Annotated in this window: 1 protein-coding gene; it reads left to right on the top strand. The window is 48.0% G+C overall.

What is annotated here, in order from left to right:
* Window positions 1-7,851: 7,851 nt before the first annotated feature.
* Entirely contained in the window at window positions 7,852-8,019 is a 168-nt protein-coding gene (locus ACVBEG_RS26755; protein ID WP_447108499.1) for a hypothetical protein, read from the top strand.
* The last annotated feature ends 12,424 nt before the right edge of the window (window positions 8,020-20,443 follow it).

The raw sequence follows: 20,443 nt of genomic DNA, 5'->3' as shown, positions 1-20,443 counted from the left end.
ATGTGTGTGCTTGTGACCCATGCTTTTATATATTTCATTTTTCAGTTTCATATGTAAGATTTCATTGATCCATTTGAACATGTTAATGGTTACACATTTTTCTGCCTGTGTGTGCAGGAGCAGGGGATGCTGTTACAATTATGACAGAGGATTGAAAAGGGACACACAGCAGAAATTGGTGTGTATATGAAGAGTGGTGATCTGGCAGGCGCCTGCTGTTGCCTGTAACACAAATGTTTGGAGGGGGCTCACCGCACACACAGCGCGTCGGTGGACACAGCAGGGGGTGGCTGCTGCAGCAACATGCTGGTGATGCCAGATGTCACCTGCCAAGCATGAAGTTGCTTTCAGAGGTTTTACTGGTCACCATGCACTTCTACAATGATTTGCAACAATTCGCCAACCTTCACCGCCAGCAGTGTGCATCACAGCTAAATAGCTGCACATTGGCAGTGGATGTTGCATTATGCCAATAAGACAATAACCACTAAGTCAGGGTTTGTCTACAGATCACAGCATGTAACACTCACCCAATAGGCCACTGTTCAGAAGGTGGGCATGACACAGAAGTTTGTCCGTTGGTGGGCAGCGGTGGCAGTGGCATCACAACAGCAGCACTCAGCCTTCACAATATGTGCTAGCTGAGCCCATTTTACACACAATTCTGCGACCTTGTCATCGGTGTCACACAAACCCAGCTGTGTGAAGGCGTGCAACGGCATGCGATTCAATGGGATATGTTCACAAATCTACCAGATAGTACCACTATGTATCAATAATAATAGCTGTTCTTTCTGCCAGCAGGTACACAACACTGAACAAGCTGGATTCCAGGCCTGGGTCTGCCAGGGATGACAACAGTGTCATGCCATCACAGACCATCACCGTACCAGCCTAGCCAAGACTGTGGATAACTGTTGGCCACGTGGGCATGCTCAACACATGGCCATGGGCAACAATTCCTCTGGGGAAATCCGTGGCCGCCTCAACATGGATCCACAGATGTGATAGTCAAGTTTTCATCTAAGTCAGGCACAGGAAGAGGCCTTGCAAAGAACGCAGCACATTCATCCCATTTGAGCGGGACTGTAACTAGATCAGTCTGCTATCACTCAGCCTGCACAATGAGTTTCATGAAGAAAGTCACATTCATCAAGTCCCAGTAGAGCTGTAGCCGGCTGCCCAATCCCAGGCAGCGCTGCAGCAACATGTCCCAGGCACAATGGGACCACCATGTCCCTGAAGTTAAGACCTAGTGTTTGCAGTGAATGGGCTCAGGACAGGAAAATACAGAGCAATGCCTCATCAATCACCTGCCCCGTCTCATCACTCAAACAGGCAGTAATGGACATGGTCAGGATGTTGGCTCCAACCAATAATTACTGCATGCACTGCTTGCAATGACAATATGTACACAGATGCCCACACCATCTGGGCCTTGAGCAGATACAATGGCAGGGGCTCTGGTTTCACAAGAGGAACGTCATGGCCAGGTTCTCTGGGCAATCACAGATAGCCAATTCACCACCAGAGGTGTCATGAGTTTCTAGACCAAGTTTAATGCAGACCATCTTTGGTAGCAGCTCGTACATCTGGAGATACAGGCTCCTGAGATCAACAGCAGTCTGACTCCAGTACAGCACAGGAAAGGACCTCAGGAAACCAGAGAAAGAAGGTGAAGATGAGTTGGCATCAGCTCATTGCTTTATACACTACATTGTAAGGGGACAAGCAAGATCGGTTCAGACACTACTGGATGAACACACACACATAAGCACATGACAATAGGCAGTGAAGAAAACAAATATAATCAAAGGTCATGATCCAAACATGAATGGATTTGACACGTCCACACTTTCCCAAGTGATTGCAAGCAAGAGAAGCAGCATCCAGATGGGCAGACAACCACCCAACGGGTTGATACTTATTTCTTTGTACAGCTTCCGTAGTGGCTTGCAACATTTTCTGCCAGTAATGGCCATGTCTTTCTTCAACACACACAGCTCAATATGTAAACAGCATGGGGAGATGGGTATTGTCACTGGCTGCCAACAAGGAGAAGGGAACTGCTGACTGGGAACACAGCATGGTCCAGCAGGATCATCAGAAACCCCAGTTACTTAACAGGCTGTGGATATGTCCTCAGACAGCCAAAATAAGTTAGGCAATGGACAGATACCATAATCAACAGTGCAGCTCCAGACCTGGGGATAACTGTCTGTGAGCACCACCTTCTGAGGCTGCAACACATACAGAGTAGGCATGACTCAGCAGTTACACCCATCACAACAGTCACAACAAGCAGTGTGAACCAGATGATGTAACTCCTTTGGCTATTGTTTCATACACATCATTTATCCTATCATTACTGCTCAAATTGAGCAATCAAACACTGTCCAACCCCAGGTACCCAGCCACACTGATAGACTTTTGTTTTGCACAGGTTTTGTGGATATGTGTTCTTCATCAACACTTTTTATGTATGCATTAACAGCCATACCAATGCACACCAAATAATAAATTTGGGCGCCATTCACAGCTACATGAAGAAGCAGATTTAGCCCACTGGGTGCCACACTCGCTGATAAAATAATAGGATTGCTCGCCGCCCGTGGCTGACCCACTATGGGTCTATGACAATATCCAGTCTGGTGACACCCAAATCATCCACGGCCACACTGAGGTGGAGCAGCTTTGGATGCAGTTGAACCCGGCATCTGATTTAATGAACACAGCAACTAATCTGGCATAGGCAGCTGGAGCTGATATCTCACTAATGAGTACAGCAGACCTATGATGCACAACATCCCAACCATCGTTACCTGTAACCACTTTGCCACAATGGCGACACCACCACACTCACACACACACCTGTGTATGGGACCCACTGATAAAAATGATCCAATCTCCAATAATCATCATCATGGATGAGGACAGATGCACAATCTCGGTCACCCCGTGGGGTGCTTGGGGACTCAACATCATTACCTGGATGAGGTACCTGATGGCAACTGTTTGGAGTCGGACAGCCAAGCATAGATGTTGGCACTCAGAACATGGCGCACTCCAAGGTCTTCAAACCGTCCTGTGTGATACCCAAGCCTGGGGGTGTGATATGGCAGCACGTCCTGAGTGGGCCAGGCAACCTGACCATCATCCTAACCATTTCAGGGACCCCGCATAAGACTCACAATTTGCACCTGGGCGGGCGTGGGGGGGCTGAATGCCGTCCGATGCATTATCCATGATTACTGGGCAGTCAAAGGAGACAGGGAGGTGGGGTCCCAGGTGGTCAGGGGTCAGGAACCACCAGGCATCCACAATGACAGCAACATAAACAACAGAAGGCCAAGCCCACACACATGGGCAGTGACACTGAATGTTTCTTTGGTGCTATAGGATAACAGGAACAACTGGGATAGAAACGGACAGGATATCACTAGCCCCCATCACAGGGTGGAATCACATCCAAATGGGACTCAAATAGGACAGGTACAGGTACACATATGGGACTGTCTACCCCTTAGCAGTTTGGGTTCTTGGTGCAGCTTAGAGGAGCTGACTCAGGCTGGTACCAATAACCAAGCTACAGGGAATTGCTGAAATAAACTCAGGATTTGTATACACCCAGAACCTTTGCACAACAATTTCAATCTGCAGCCAACCGAATAAGTCTTGTGGTGTTAGCAGCAAAAGGCAGCCTATGTGTGCACATGCATTCATAATATCATGCCTATGGGCAGCAAAAAAAAAAAAAAAAAAAAAAAAAAAAAAGAGCTTGGTGTGTCACGGTGTTGGCTGCAGCCCCAAACTGGGGGTGATCCAAGTCAGTGCTCACAGAGGGCAGAGATTTACAGAATTCTCCCAGTGGGGGTCCAAAGACTGCCTTGAAGTGTAGATGCAGACTCCTTGCAGCTGAAGTCTCCAACCACCACCTGTGCAGTTATGGGACTTTGCAATTGCTTACCCAGCCCTAACAAGTAAACCAACCCAGCTGCCACAACCATTTGGTGGCCATGCAAGCACCGGGAACAGGTGGGTGCAGTTCACTTGATGGTACTGATTGGGAGACCGCTCATGGCATGTTCTTGCCTGGTTTGATGCAACAGCAATAGCTGATTTGGGGCAGGAGGTGTTTGAGAAACCAAGACCTATAATGGACGTTTCCCAACCCCAGCATCTTCATTTCTTTCTAAACACATTTTATAAGACCATACATATGTATATGAGAAACAGAATATGTTGTGATCCAAATTGGGATTGAAGGAAAATACTCAAAAACTCTTTTTATAATGCTTATAAAAACTTCAGGAAAACATATATATAATAACCACCTGTGGCCACTTGAATTGGATATTACAAGAGATAGCATTCCAACCTCCTCAAGGAAAACAGGTCCTCTTGTGTGCTGCACTATGGGATGAGACTGCATATGAATGGTCCAGGCAGGTTTATAAGTTCCAACCTTGGTTTATCCAAATGACTGGAGCCCACTTCTGTCCACAAGCTTATGCACACACCCATTTGGTGCATCAGGGCTCAACAATTTTATCTGAATCCCAGCCACTGAACATCACATCAAACCTCATAAAGCAGCAAACCTGCATGTCAATCCAGAGTTAAGGACACTGAGTAACATTTCAATCACCATATCTCTGCCTAGCCACTTATGTCAAACTGGGATGTGCAGGTCTAGATCAAACTTGGCCAGTAGGTGGAGACTTCACAATGAGCTGCCTGCCCAGCAATTCAACACTCAATCCATCCACTACAGTAAAGCCAAGGCAAACACAGCTGTTCATGCTATGCACCAAACATTTTAATTATCAATTAATTAATTTAAAAAAATACCTGAGCATTACTCAAACTGCTGATCAGTCATAGACAGAGTAGGCACCTGTTCCTTGCCTTCTGATCCGCCGCTGGACACCAACTGCTCACATCCATTGCGATGCACCAATTGGCTGCTGCATTGTGGCCGTCCTGTTTCCGTGGATCTGTGCAGCAGCCTTCCCTGTACACAGGAGCACTCTGCCTGACCGCGACCTCTGCCAGCGCCTGGAACAATACAGATGTCGTAGCAATGAGTCGCATTGCACAGCTTTGACCCATGGCTGGCACTAGCTCTCAGCTGCAGGCACCAGCATCTCTGCCAGGCAGCATACATCCATGAGGCCTGACACACCAGCTACTTTGAACACGACCTGCCTTTCAAGTTTGGCTCAAGGTCATTCCAACAGGCTGGGCCAGCAGCAGACCTAGCAGGTTACAGGATAACCCTCACATCATCAACCCATTGTTTCCTTGTAATTCACAGTGGTCTCAGGTAAACCCACTGCAATCTCTGGCATCTGGCTCACTGAGCAAAAAAAAAAAAAAACCCAAATCCCAAGGGTTCTGTTGCCTCCCAGCCTTCAGAAACCCTCTTGTCAGCTAACATGGTGAAGCCACTGCTGCAGCTCAATGCCATCCACAGGTACAACATTTTATCACTACAGTTTGATCAGGCTGCAGATGAATGGGTATTTCAAACTTTGCCCGCAAAAGCACTTACCAGGAAGACTTTTCCATTCATTCGGCGTCCCTTCTTGGAAGGATGATGGGTCATGTTTATATGACAGCAGCGACCCAAAATGGACGGCCTTGAAGAAACAATTTAATCTTCGGTTTTTGGCTCGTGAGCCGGTGGCATTTCAGCCACCAGAACTAGAACCCACATGGCAATCTTGATATGGAGAAGCGGATGAGCGAGCTCGGGGTAGGCGTATGGTCCTGCCTCTCTGCATCTATATCCACGTCCTCTTGGTTTCCCAATAACCCAGGAGCTCAAAGGTGCTGGAGCAATGGCTTCACTAGCTATAGACACAATATCACGATCAATTGATCAGTGGATACGCTGAAGGATCTTGCTGACATTGCGTGCAGAGACCAAACTGCAGCAGTGTGGATACGTTTGCCAGCACACATCCATCAAGTTGCTTAAGGATCAAATTTTCTCAGTTTGTTTTTGCAAACAACATCCTGACTCGCGTATGGCATCTGGACGGAGTTGGCGGTGGTGTTGCGAAAGAATCGCCCCAAGCAGCTTTCCCTGGGTTTGGCAATGTGCTTTTTTGGCGGCACGACGGTACCGACCGTTTTGCGTCGTTGCAAGATGACAGACTGATAAAGAGATACCGGTAAGGGGGTATTGGTCGGGTTCCAGACCTATCCGGCTACTCCGTAGTGGTTAGCAGCAGCTTATCTAAGCAAAGGATCTCGACCATGCACTTCACCATTTCAACACAAAAGTCTTCTATCGAGCTGCTTCTTTGCATTGGTCTACAGCATTGGTGAACACAAGCACAGACCTGCCAGTGTTTATCCAACATCCTATATGGTTGTGAAGGCCAGGCACAGTTGCTGACCAACCACAACAGACTTTTTGGAGGCTGTGGGCTCTGTAGCCATGTTAGAGTGAGTGGGAAAGACCACCCCAGCCCAGGCACAGTGTCCTTGCACACAGCATTAGTGGATATTTGCAGAAAAGTACCCAGATGATTGATCCTGATGGGTGCTCAAAAAGTGATAAAGCAACTGATTGTGGTGGACAGGATGACAACAGTCTTGCTTTGTGTTCCACATCCATATACCACAATGGCTAAGCGACTCATCTGAAGGGGGCATGGGTGGGCTGAGGCCTCCAATCTCGTACAGGCAGACTGCACCAGTCTGATAAGACACACCAGTTCCAGGCCAGATGAGCAGCCAGACATTGATTGTTCACTCAAACAATATACTAGAAATACCTACACTGGCATTGCTACGTACAGTGGCAACTGAATGATCATCCATGGCAATGTGCACCCATGACAGCAATGAGCCAGTGGGCAGCATGATGAGTGGATGGTGCCACCATTAAGGCATCCTTCTGGATCTGGCAACTGGGCATCGGCAGGGATTAGGGCGTTGCGTCCTGGTGGCATAGGCAGCTCTCTCATATATATATATGGTCTCACTCTGTTGCCCAGGCTGGTCTTGACCTCAAGTCATCGCTGGGGATCAACTCCCTGGGTTTCACGACACATATACTAAAGGTGATGAGTTTGGTATTGAGTAATAATACAGGCATTCCATAAAGCATAGAGCCACACAGCAATTATCTCCAAACAAAAGTATCATAATGCATTCCAGTGGCCAATGATCAATAAAAATAAGACAAACAACCCTGACCAGGAAAGACAAAGAAGTGACATGGATCTGAACAAGCAGGGCGGCCCACTGGAAATTGGTTGCAACATCACGTTATCTGCTCGACATGTTGACATGATGAACTTGACAGTCGTCGTTTGTTCTGACTTCAACACAGCAACGCACTGATGCCAGGAATTGAATACGTCAATCATGCACTCATTTCATATGCCAATGTCATTATGCATTCCCAATGTCCAAGCAAGCCTCAATGTCCCTGACCACTCATCTGTGACAGAATGGGTACAGCACGGTGGCCCACTTCAACAGAGAGAGAGAGTGGATGCTGCACCAGCACGATGGCAGTGGCAGAGACCAATGAAACCGGTTGTATTTGCTTCGTCTTGCTCACTAGTCACGCTCACACAGTGCATGGGTGGGGTACAGCAACCCACCTGCACGGTTTTGGTCCAGCTGAATCACTGAGGTGACAGCCAGTGATATGTATCACCAGGGATGGCCAGGGGAGTTCCAGATCATATCAACCAGCAGTGGAGGTGCATAGCCACTGTGGAGGCACCCTCTGCAACTGATTCATTTTTCCAGGACAGCTTTAGCGACTCCTTTTGAAGATGCTGCCCAGAATCCAACATCAGTTCCTCTCAAATTGGGAGTGTTTCCATGGAACATCATTTCTACATGAATAGCAATCCTTACAAGGCCCTGCCAGACAGTCAGACTCATCACTCCAACAGTTACATGGTGCACTTGACATCACTCACAGAGCCACTGGGCGCCAACAGGAATCCTCAGCCACCGTCCTGGTACATGCAGATGGATATCAGCTAACCTCTCATCAAGGTTTTGAAGCAGTTTCAAAAACCTAAGCAGCCTGGTTGTATGGATCTTGGAAAAATTTAAGTTCTGACTGTATACCAGTCAAACAGAAGACTGAGCTGCAGTGCTGGCATCCCTCACCACAACAGGCAAATGGGACAATGCCAGCAAACCAAACAAGCTGATTTCACCTTGGATAGGACACTGCATTGAGATCCCACTGAAATTTTATCTTGGCCAGCAGAAATTAGTGAGTGCATTGTGCACATTGCTTCAAGGGCAACTGAGTCAGCCAGGCACAGCACAGAGCAATGTCTTTATATAATAGAGACAGTTCCATCAAACTGAACAGCATAATTCACACATTATGTCACTTGTAAAAAACTCACCTGCCAAATGTTTATCACCCTGTGTGGACCATGGATACTTGGGGAGGCTAGCAACTCAAATGCCCAAATCATTTTGTCCACATCAATTCAGGCCATATAGCCAAACACAACAGCAGAAATGGCATGAGCAGAAATCAAACATCAGTTTCCTTTGCAGCATTATGAAATTGCCTGGAAAGAAGTAGATCCATACACCAAGCATACAGATATGTATATCAAACTAATAACAACAATGGCAGCAATCTCACACCACATGATGTATTAAAGATAATGGAATAACTCAATCAGACAAACTAACTCAGCCATCCAAACAAATGACATCATTATCCACCTGTTGATGAAATAAATATACACATATACACAACAAACAGTCACAGATATACAATGTGGTTCCTCCACCAAAAAAAAGAAAGATTGGACAGGTTGGGTGATCATGGCATATACATGCTGACAATAATCAATGATAACTCTTACAAAGTATCTGACTGCAGTGTAGGCATTCACAGTGGTAAACACCCTTTCCAAAATGTTGCTGCTGACCGTTCATAGCAGCCAGTTACTCAAAATACAGTTGTTCCCATCATGTTTCTGCACAGGAACCATCAGTATGGTTGGCAAAATAATCCAACAATTTTTAGGATACACTCAAGCCATACAATAGACATCAAGAATGTTCTACAGCTTCTTGAGCTGGGATATCCTGGCCAGCATATGCAAGTTAGTCCTCAGTTCCTCATGTGGGCATGGTAGCAAGACAGACACAGCAGCAGAGCTGTTCGATCCAGAGGGCACAGTCACACATTAGTCAGATCTGAACACTAACCAGTTCCAGTGAACCAGGTGCTTCCTCCGACATTGCAGCACAATGGGATGGTGCTCTGAGATTGCTTTGCAAGTGATAGCTTCAACCGAGTGCTCTGCTCCCAAGCAATCTCCTCAGCGTGACAGCTAGATCACCTGGTAGGTTTGTCACTAAGCTATGGCAGATGCAACACCTCAACAGGAAAGATGTCTGGCAAAGACATAACTACACACCAAGTAGTCAAATGCACGTGAAAGATCTAACACAATATTTCGATGGAGAATCCCAATCCAAAGTACAGACTAGCAAAACAAAAAAACAAGAATAATAATCCAAAATGAAACTACAATGGACCCGGAAATGGGTGAGTCCCTCTCCAACTCCTCCTGAAAAATATGCTCACGGAGAGGCAAAATGCAGCAAAATGACTGATGCTGCGTGAAGCAGCTAGTGAGACAGAGTGAGATGACTACGTAGGTGAAGGTGCACTCGGATGTCACAGAATTATCCCAGCAAGTCACCTGACTGCCAAAGGACCTTGCCCCTTTCCAACTGTCTTTGTCAAAGTGGTTGCTGTTGGTGGCTCCGCCAAGCAGGATACAACATCACTCCAGGCGATCCTGCACTTCTGAAGGCAGGATCCTGGATCAGGGAGCACAGCTCTTGACAAGATAATTCTTTCACAAGTGACCTCTCATCACAGCACTCACTCACGGTATTGGTGATGGGTCCGTTCACTCACCAAGCTGCATCACAACATCATCATCATGACCAGGATGCTAACATAAACAGTCACACATGCATACATTGTGTGAGCCTTTTCTTACCATAGGGACTTGCCTCAGTGGATTAACATGGCTCTCATGTACATCACTCAACCACATATACAAAGTGAAGAAGGCAAGCAAGAGCAATACATGAAGACGACGGCCATGGAAGAGTACATGTAACAATCAGCTGTGGAGGTGCAGCCTGCATCTCAATGAATCAGCTGCAGATGGGGTGACGTGAGACATATAGTAAACAGTTTCCGTATGGTCATGAAGACACTCAAGCATTTATCACATTGTATCCTCAGGGAACTGACCAGACATTCATTTACATGCCACCAATTCACTATAAAGCATTTTGACCACACGGTCATCCAGGTAGTAATTCTGGCACTGTAAATGTCACCGTCAGTGGGTGAAGATCAGGTGACACAAAAAACAGACTGCATGGAGAGATAGTGGAACATAATATGTGGTGCACAGGAAGAGAAGATATTAATGATATCTCACCGGGTTGTCCAATTTTCCTATGGGTCCTTCAACACAATTTGCTGGGCAGTAACCGGTATCAACATAGTGGCTCTGGAGCAAATAAGCACCTTGTGTTGAAGAAGGCACTTCTACAATCCCAGCAACACAAAGCAGGTGATGGATTCAAGGAAGAAAGCTGCCTTCTACCTGGTTGATGGCAGAAGCACAAACACCCATGTGTACCCATTGCCAGGCACTGAGACTGGGTGAAATGAACAATATAAACTTGGGAAACCACCATGAACCCGTCATGGGATGCTGCAAGATCACAATTGGAGTGCCCATGGTGCTGACCCAATCTCAACACCCTGATGGGCAACCAAGATAAACCATCATGGCTAGGCTAATAAAACAGAATGCCCTGGCGGTGTCGACACCTAGATACTAAGGGGCTTTAGGTTCTCAAAGTGAATAAAGTCTCACAAATAGTATTGGAATAGCCCTACACAAAAAGCCAACGCTTATTAGGCATTCATTTGTATGCATAAGAGTGATAGATCTTTTAAATACATAAATTCACCAGCTTTATGATTGGAATGGTATAAGAAAGAAAGACAGAGAGATTGCCTATCAAAATAGCTATTAGTTAACTCGGCCTGTGGGCGCTGATCACAACTAACTAGCCCTGCGACTGCAATTTAATAACCACTATGATCCACATTTATTACTGTGTGACCATATTGCTCTTGCTAGAAAGCTGGGTGTGGAAACACATTTGAACACTGGGGCTGTCTGAGGCAGAGGACAGACTGTGTATCAAATAAATACAGTCACACAACTGAGTGTGATACACAAATCAGCAGAGTCTGGTGGCAGCAGCCCTGGGGCTGGTTTTGGAGAGGGCAAGTGCAAGTCCTCCTGCAGCAGTGCCTGCATTCACAGCATAGGCAGCTGGTCTCATGGTGAGCCTGGGAATGATCTGCAGGTGGGCACTTCCGTTGGATGATGTCCAGTTTTGAATGCCCACACTCCAGCCCCTAGCCATGGGAGTGACAGTGATTGCTTTGGATGGAGGGAGGGTGAGAGAGGGTGGCTGGCAATAAATGATATATAATTACATCAAATCAGCTTTCCTGGCTGGGCGCATTCATGCAGGATCAATCCATCAGGGCATTTGGATGATGCAGCAATATGATAACAAAAATCCTAAGACTTTGTCACATGATAAGAGGCAATGGACTTCCTTGTCACCAATCACCCACACTGACCTTGCTGCAACCATCCACGTCACTGGATGTGTGGTAGGGACCTGGCTTGGCACCGACTGCACCCTGGAACATCTCAATCATGGCACGCAGGCTGACAAATGACAACAGGATGATGACACATGGCAGCTGGAGGGTGGCAAGGGACTATGCCACAGCGACATGGTGTAGACCAGCTTGACACAGGCACTTACCATTACAGCATAGATGAAACAGATATAAATAAACTAGTACATAATAGAATGCTGTCAGTGTGCCTGTTCAATTTTATGCTTGTGCATCAACAATTCCTTTTAAATATCAAATGGGCTAAGATTTAGAAAGACATGAAACAACCACAGTACCGCAATGGCAAAAATCACATGGAATCACTAGATAATGAAATGCTTAAGAAGCCAGTAAAAACATAGGGAAAAAGACAGTCACAATATCTGAATGTGACATCATAATGTTTCCCAGATGACCCTGGCCTTGTGGGATAGCGCACACACTATAAAAATACCATGCGATAACATGGTCTTGCAGTGTGGCCACAAATCTCACACCCAGCCCCCATGGGCCTCTGGTCGTGGCCGTTCACCAGAGGATCCGATGATGATGTTGGCAAACCAGTCGTCGCCGGGTGGCAATGCCGCATGCGTCGCCTGGTGCGCGGGCCGGTCGGGCAGGCTGAGCGCACCCATCGGTTATGGACCCACGCCACCCGGTCGTTTGACGCCTGCAATGGGTATTCACCGCGGTTGTGGGACTAACCGCCGACATGAACACATTATTCTGGGCTGCGGCCCACATGGGTGTGCCAGGGACTCTTCTATCCCGAAGAAGGGATAGCCATCGTCGGCCACCCATGGATAACACACCGGAAATTGTCGAATTAGGAGGTAAGGATTTCTTTTGGGCAGGCTAAATTTCCGATGCGTCGTTTTCCTGAGTCTGTGATAGTGCAACCATTACAGCACAACAAGACGCGTCAGACACCGCCATGGCGCAAGAGGCAGCCACCAGTCCGGGGGCACGCGTCCGGCGTCGCCCGTCGCGCGCTCCCGTGCAGCGCTCACCCGGCAGCGGGCACACTCTGATGTCAGGGGTTCACAATTCACTAAGTACCTGCTTCTGGATCTGAGAACAACCGTCTAGGCAACACACAATCACAGAGACAATGCTCCTGGATATCCAGCACACCCGGGCTTGTTGTCAACAATGGTGCCAGGTGACATCAGTGAGGAAATGGCTGGCACTCCGGGCAACGGCCATGACAACATGTGGATATTTTGTCACATGCTCCGCCCTTGAACAGGTTCAAATCCTGACACCTCAGCCAACAGGAATCAACCAGGCCACCCCAATCCCCTGTGAGAACAGAAGCACCAATCACAGCTGAGCTGGAGAACTCTGCAGGCCGCCCACACATCCACACGGAGGCTGTGAAACCTGAATGATCATCCAGGCAATGAGGTTGCCAATCCCAGAACAGAGGCGCAGCCAGGTGCTAACCCTGGCGATGATGGTCAACACCGTGTTCAAGCATCACACCCACAATGGTCCTCTGAGTTCTTGTATGCGTGGCGCCAATATCTGGGTGATGCCGGCACCCAGTTATAAAGATGTTGATGCCAATTTATAAAAACCAGATGCAGGAATCTGCATACAGATTTCTAGCCCAATGGGTCATGTCTCCCCTTGCCAAAGCATCAGGGCAGTGGGTTGGAGCTGTTCGATCAAGCTGTCCTTGAGAACACAATCTTAACAGGATTTGACCAGTCAGGGCCTCTGCTATGCACACTCATTCTCAGATCCGTTCTCACAGCAACATTCCTGGCAGTGGTATTGATGATTTTGCACCAGGCTTGGCGTAGCTGGGATTACAGGCCGAGCCATGGCCAGCCTGGTGTCAGAGGCACTGAGGACATATTGTGCTCACAGCAACATTATATGATCAAATGCCCAAATCTCTTACCTCACAATGGGTAGAGGAGTTTTATGAGTAGCTCAAAGATATATATCCAGACATGAATATACACCTTGGACCTTGATGTTCTTAAAGGACCATGAATACAATATGCACGCGTTTGCCTTTACAACTCTGCCACATAAATAAGGGTTTATGTGTGTATATATCTTCAATTGGATACGGCAATTTATAGAGCATATCACGGAAATCAAACCTTTACTCTATCATTTTAATACCTTTATGATAATGATTTTGCTGATTGACACAGAGTTCTTAACCTGGTTGTCCGCTTAGGCAGTTAACAGTTTTGGTGAGGCTTTGCAAGAGCCATCAGTTTCGCGGTTTGTGGACTTGTTATAATAGGATCACCGTCAGCCTGCATCTTCACCGTCAACACATCGATGGATGATGGAGACACAACAACAACCTGCAGCACCAACCACGTGATGGACATTGTGCATGGCCGCTGCAGATGTCAGAGATAGACAGGGATGCGACCTGAGCTCAATACCAAACTCTTCCACAGCTATCACTCATGGTCGCTGTTGAGTCACTGCGTTACCATGTGATCCTCCACTGGGTGGATGAACAGTAATTTTAAGCAGCAGTTGAGCGTCATTGTTGCCGATTCTTGACTTCCCTCCAATGCATCGTAGTCATATGTCTCTGCAACAGTTACATATGCACACAGATAAAGCATTATGTGACTCAATTTTTGTCCTGTATATACATATATATAATAAGTACCAAATAAAAACCCCTGAATAAAGATACATCCGATATGGTTCAACCGATATCCAATGATGATGCAAGAATGAGCAAAATGACTGGTATCAAAACTGGTCCTATGATGCCTGGAAAATGTATGTGGTGGCCGGGCAAAGGACTGGGCATAAAGCAGCCACTTGAAAGTGGTCTCCAAACTGAGGCAATTCAAGAGCCAGGGATTAGGTGATGGCCACGTTGACAAATTTCAAGAAGCATTGACTCATGGTCCTCTGGACTCCATTCATCGGAACACCATTCAGTGCCGAGTTTTAAGATCACACACACACACACAAACATCACTGTGGCTTTTTGTATGGGAATTGGTAGGGGAATAGATAACTCCTACAACAGCTGCACCACTGCATGATTAGTGCTCTCCAACCGGGTGAGGCGCCATGGATTATAAGCACATTGGGTACCGGATACAGGAGGGGGTATCCAGTCATCAGGGACCCAGCAACCCAGGCATTTGACATCCCGGGACAACTGCTTTCCATTGGACTATGATGACGGACATGTGGATATAGGGTCTGTCAAGCCACCATGATGATGATGGGGATGATGGCGGCACACATGGTTTCTCCCTTGGCTCATTGGTGGAGGACCTTGTGCAGCCCATGGCTTCAGAGGCATGGCTCGCACAGACACCAGGCACCAAATCTCGTGACACCCGGGATCCCAAGTCCCCGAGGCCTGTGCAGCACGGTGCACAGCGCTCGGTCACCCAGCACTCCTCCTAGCTGCCATGCTGATACTCACAATCCCATCCCCGACATCAATCCGCCATACAAGGGGACATTTGAGTCGGCGGTGGGGTTGTCTCCGGTCTAGGGGCACCCACTCCCCGGTACCCATTTCGATTCGTCTGCAACTCCACGTGCCGCCCGCTGGGTTGCGCCGGTGGCATCTGCTTGGACTGTGCTTCCACTGTTCCTGACTTCTATGGGCCTCCCAAAAAAAAGGTATCAACTCGATGATGATGCCAAACCCAAACAACCATGCCAGCGTGGATATGTATGTCTAGACCCCGGTGATTTCCAGCCCCGAACCATATGTACCGGACCTCCACCGGAACATCAACCCGACCCACGTGAGCCAAACCCGTCGTCAGCCACTTGAGGATGGAGCATCTGACTGTGATAAGACGACAAAGAAACAGCCTGCAACAGGATGATCACAACAAAAAAAGCAGTCATCAGGTACAGTTAACACAGAAACAACTCACGGACACCTGGCCACGTAGACAACTGTGTAGCCAGCAGCAATGTGTGGAGTTGGCCACAAGCAGTAACCCAAACACACAGAAGTGCAATCAGCAAACATCTTGATATGGGCAGCAGTCGTTTCTTCCCCCTATTCATTCGGCAAATATTCACACATGGATCGAGATGACGGGTACCATGCAAAAAGGATAGGCCACGGGCATAAGTCACAACCATCCGACCAATCTGCACACCAACCTGGAGACCCATAGCAATCCACTTGGGTGGTGGTTCCCGCGCCACCGGGTGATCGAGCCGGCCCGATTCACCAACAACACGAACTCTGTAGCTCCAGCCGCTTCCAAAGAACCCCACAGGTACACATCGCGGTTGGCGCCGACTTCTCCTGGCTGCCCTGCAATGGTTTGATGTTCGAAGATCAAGCACTGAGATGTCTGGGTTCTTACTGTTACCGGGATCCATAAGAATGGCTAATGGGTTATGTAGACGGAAATTGAAAATGCAAATGCAAGTACAAGCCACAAATGAAGAAGAAAAGTGAAGCCCACCGGCCAGATACATTGAGGGAGCAGCTGGTCTTGTTTTGTTCCCGCTATACAATTTTTGAAGAGTAAACCCAGTTTATTCATAACATTGTTTTCACAGGGGTTTGCAAAAACCATTCCCTTGGCAATCCTCATGTCACAAATCACTGACTCAGACAGTGAAAGACCAAATAGAGTAGATCTCAGCTACTTTGCAGATTAATCAATATTTCTTTGATATAATTAATTTCTCATTTCTCAGTGACAATAACCATGAGTGGAATGCAATTGGATGGACCATGAAAAACAGGCCTACATGGCTGGTTAACAATCCTCAAACTTTCTACACCTTCTTTGCTCCATAATCACTTCAGATAATCTTTGTGCTATTGAACTTGGTATATAGTTGACAATTATAAAGGACTACAAAGATAATTTTCACAGGGTATAGGATGACTCTAAAATCTAACCACTAACATGTTTCACTAGGGTGTTGGTGTGTGACACCTGATCACCCAGTAACCTAACTGGTATACCTCTCAGCATGAGCCAACCCAGACAGGTGCGGGCAGCAATCCTACATGGGCCCGTCCCTGGGCACATCCGTTCACCAATAACTAACTCAATGATCACTTCCATTTTCACCCATCTCCTCTGGGCACTGCAATGGAGGCTGGCCGGGCAGGTCTCTGACATCACCGCCAGTCCCCACCTAGGAGGAGCCTCCTCCCGGTATCTCTCCCAAAGGGATTCAGTACCTCTCCAAAAATCAGACACCATCACCATCCTTCGGCACAGTTCATGGCCTCTTCACAAATCCTCGAGTGCCACTTCGATCACAACTCTAATAGCAATCAGCCATGACATCACCATGGCCAACCAAAAACGGATAATAAACATTTTAGCCTTAAGACACTGGGCTCAAGGATCAAGATGCACCAGAGGAAGAGACTCCCAGGATGCTATCATAAATAAACAGATACACAGGCTGTGTGGCAATTTTTCCTGAGCCTCTCCGACATGAATGTTCCAAACACATCAGCAACACGTAGCACAAAGTACACATTTTGATGATGGGAAAGGGTAAGACAGACAACCCGTGAGGTGACAAGAACATGGCATATGCACACACAGAAGGAGGTGGTGCAGCGACGTGAAAGAAAAAGTTCTATGATTGTTGCCTGCGCGTGGTGGATGAGAGTTACCCGTTTGCACAGGGCAATGCTCATCTGTCCAAGTGATATGCAGCCTGGGCAGGAACCCACCACCAGGATGGGTGCAGAAACCAGAGTCCCTGACAAGGGACCCATTGTTTTGAGAACCTTTCGTCTCCCAGAAACTCATGAGTCACGGCCACACCACTCCAGTCACCCCTACTCTGCCAACAAACCACGATGCCCACAGATCTACCACGTAATGACATGACAATGCCTTGACATACCCAGTTAATGGTCTTAACGGATATGACACTCATATGACAGTGGTGCAACAAACAATTAGGCCGCTCTCACCACCCTCCTCCACCAATAACCAAGCACATGTGCATGGCTTCGTGTGGCAACATGAGAAACCCCACAGCAGTACAGGGGACTGGCTGATAGCAATAACAGCTCATGAGCACGCCCTATGCTAACAGCATGGCAATGGCCTGTGAATGAGCCCCAGAAGGGGATAGGCTTCCCTCCACCAGACTGATGTAACATCTCAGAGTGTCATGATGAACCCATCCCAACTCCAGGATCCAGCAGCTTGGGGCCTTGTGGCCCCTGGATGGCCTGGTATCCAGGAGCAGAGTGGGAGTGTGCACGTCACCACCACCGCACCCTCATGAGCAGCCAAACAACGTAACAATAATTCCTACATGTCCTCGTCTCATCTCCAGCATTGACCATCACCAGCTCTGAACACGTCAGCCTGGCCCCTCCTCCCGGTATCACAGCCAAACCAGGCAGTTGCTCCATCTCCTGACGTGCACGTGTCAACACACACAATTATATGCATTCTGATATCCATACAACAGAGACATCATTATGGCAAATATCCATTAGACAGTGGCAATATGCCTATGCATTATGCTCAAACCATCAAGCACACTGTCACCACCAAACCCGGAAGCTTACCGCAGGTTTGCAGGAAGGCTCCACCACTTGGAACCCGCTGATCAGATGTCAGAGGGCTCAACCGCTCTTCAGGCCCCATACAACAGGATACATCCGTTTCAACACCTTCTGGTCTTGTTCTCGTCGTCTCACAGGACAATGGAGGAGGTGAACTCAGCCGCTCCGGCCACCGGGTTTGATCTTCACCCAAACTGGGTGGCAAGGCCGCCACCAGTACACAGATGGGGTTGGGTTTGCTCTGTGGATGGGCAACGGTGCTGCAACACCGGACACAGACACAGCAGTGCATGGGTAGGGGACTCCTGCAGTGACGATGACATCAATGTCGATGCCAACAGGCATGTTGGGCTTCTGGGCAGTGGCAACAGGGCTCACGGATCATGGTGCGCCGTTGGCCGCACACAAGGGTGGTGTCTGCTCGTTCCGTGCAGTGGATGCCTCACGGCTGGGCGTGGACGGGCAGCGTGGTGATAACCGGCAACACCCTGCATTCCGAATCCACCAACCATGTCGGTCACCCCGGTGACCAACCTCGATTCCTCATGCTCACTCAGCATCACAATAGAGGGTGATAGACAGCAGCAGCATCAGTTTGATACACATCAGCTCTATAAAATCCCCTCCTGGTGAGGGACCTGGAACACTGCATTGTGACCCAGTAGAAGGTTTCTCAGCTTTCTGCTCTCTCTTGTTTTTTTTTTTTTTTTTAAAGAGGTTGGTGTGACATAAGTAAGCTCATGACCAAGCCCTTCATTACAGAAATGGTTTGCACCCGGTGTTTGCTGCAGATGTTCAGGCCACCGGTGATGGGGCCACACCCATCGGTACCCATCATCCAGCAGGCAGATACTGACTGTAGTGGTAATGGATTTGGTGTGTGTGTTGTTGTAGCAGCAGCACATCATGAGGAGTGACTCTGAACAGACGCCCACCGGCACCCGTCACCCACACATGGAGCGGCCGTGACTCATCGCCAGGCTCGCGGTCACCAAATCACGATGCCTTCCTGCAGTGTTCCCAGTTTAGACAATCCTCGCTGATCCGGCTGGCCGACGCACCTGCGCAAATAACAGATATGGTGGCGGCACGCGACGACACACATGGTGAGGCAGCGAAGTCATGGAATGGCTCCTCCGGTGATGGAATCAACACATGATGACACACCAGAGATCCCCACACGCCTGCACGAATCTTCTGGGCCAAGGATGATTCCCAATGGCAAAGGCTTGATCACCAAACCATCGCCATCATCACAACGGTGTTCCGACCTAAACACCAACTACTTCACCAACGAGCTATTCACTTGGGGATACGTCAGAATCTCATTTCAAAACTAAAAACAATGTCCGTTCATACATTTTAACGACCTGATTATGACTGCTGCCAGACAATGTTATCAGTGGACAAGGATTTCAACCAGGCTGATGAATACACTCAGGTACACGCACTTGTAAGGCAAAGCCCCAGATGCAGCTTGAGTGGATTCCCTTCAGCATCGCGAAAGCAGCCTGGTGCAGTTAAAGCTTCATCAAGGTGAGCACTGCAATGCACTTTGTCCGTCTGGCACAGGTGTATGGATGGTGATGGGACACAGCAGACAACAGCATGAGGTATGTGGCACTGTGGTGGGGCACAGCTAATAGCAAGTTACTTTGGATGCCCACAAGATTGGTCACCCAGAGTGCCCAGAGGGCTTTCAAGTCATCTTTGATGCCCAACTCAACCAGGAAATCTCAGCCTGACTGTGCAGCCTCCAGCTTAGCCAACATTCATCACGTAATACAGGGGGGTGCCATGGGGAAACCAGGCTTGGCTGGGCTTGCAATAGCTCTGCGCTACCAAACAGGCAAACATGCATTACCCAGATACTGCTAAACCACAGTAACCAAATCACCGGACCACGTCATTGGCAGCTGAAGATTACAGAGGGCCTGAGACCATTTCATCATTGGTGATGTGGCAGCTGGGACTTGAATACAACTCACTCACTCTTCCGTCAAATCAATTCATTCAAACAGTTTCTCAAACGTGGCGTGTTCAAAGTTGTAAGTCAATTGTTCGACCTCGTTCTGATATGGAGTACACACGTGGGCACTTGCAGAACAGCCATGGCTCGGGTAGGCAGACAGGGTGGAGTGGACCAAATACAGCAA

The sequence above is a fragment of the Pseudomonas sp. GG8 genome (genome assembly GCF_052976945.1).
Note: the sequence above shows the minus strand (reverse complement) of the source record. Positions and strands in the feature narration are given on the sequence as shown.

What these genes read in the sequence shown, in the direction of transcription:
- ACVBEG_RS26755 (WP_447108499.1), top strand. Translation starts at nt 7,852, where the DNA reads ATGGAACATCATTTCTACATGAATAGCAATCCTTACAAGGCCCTGCCA.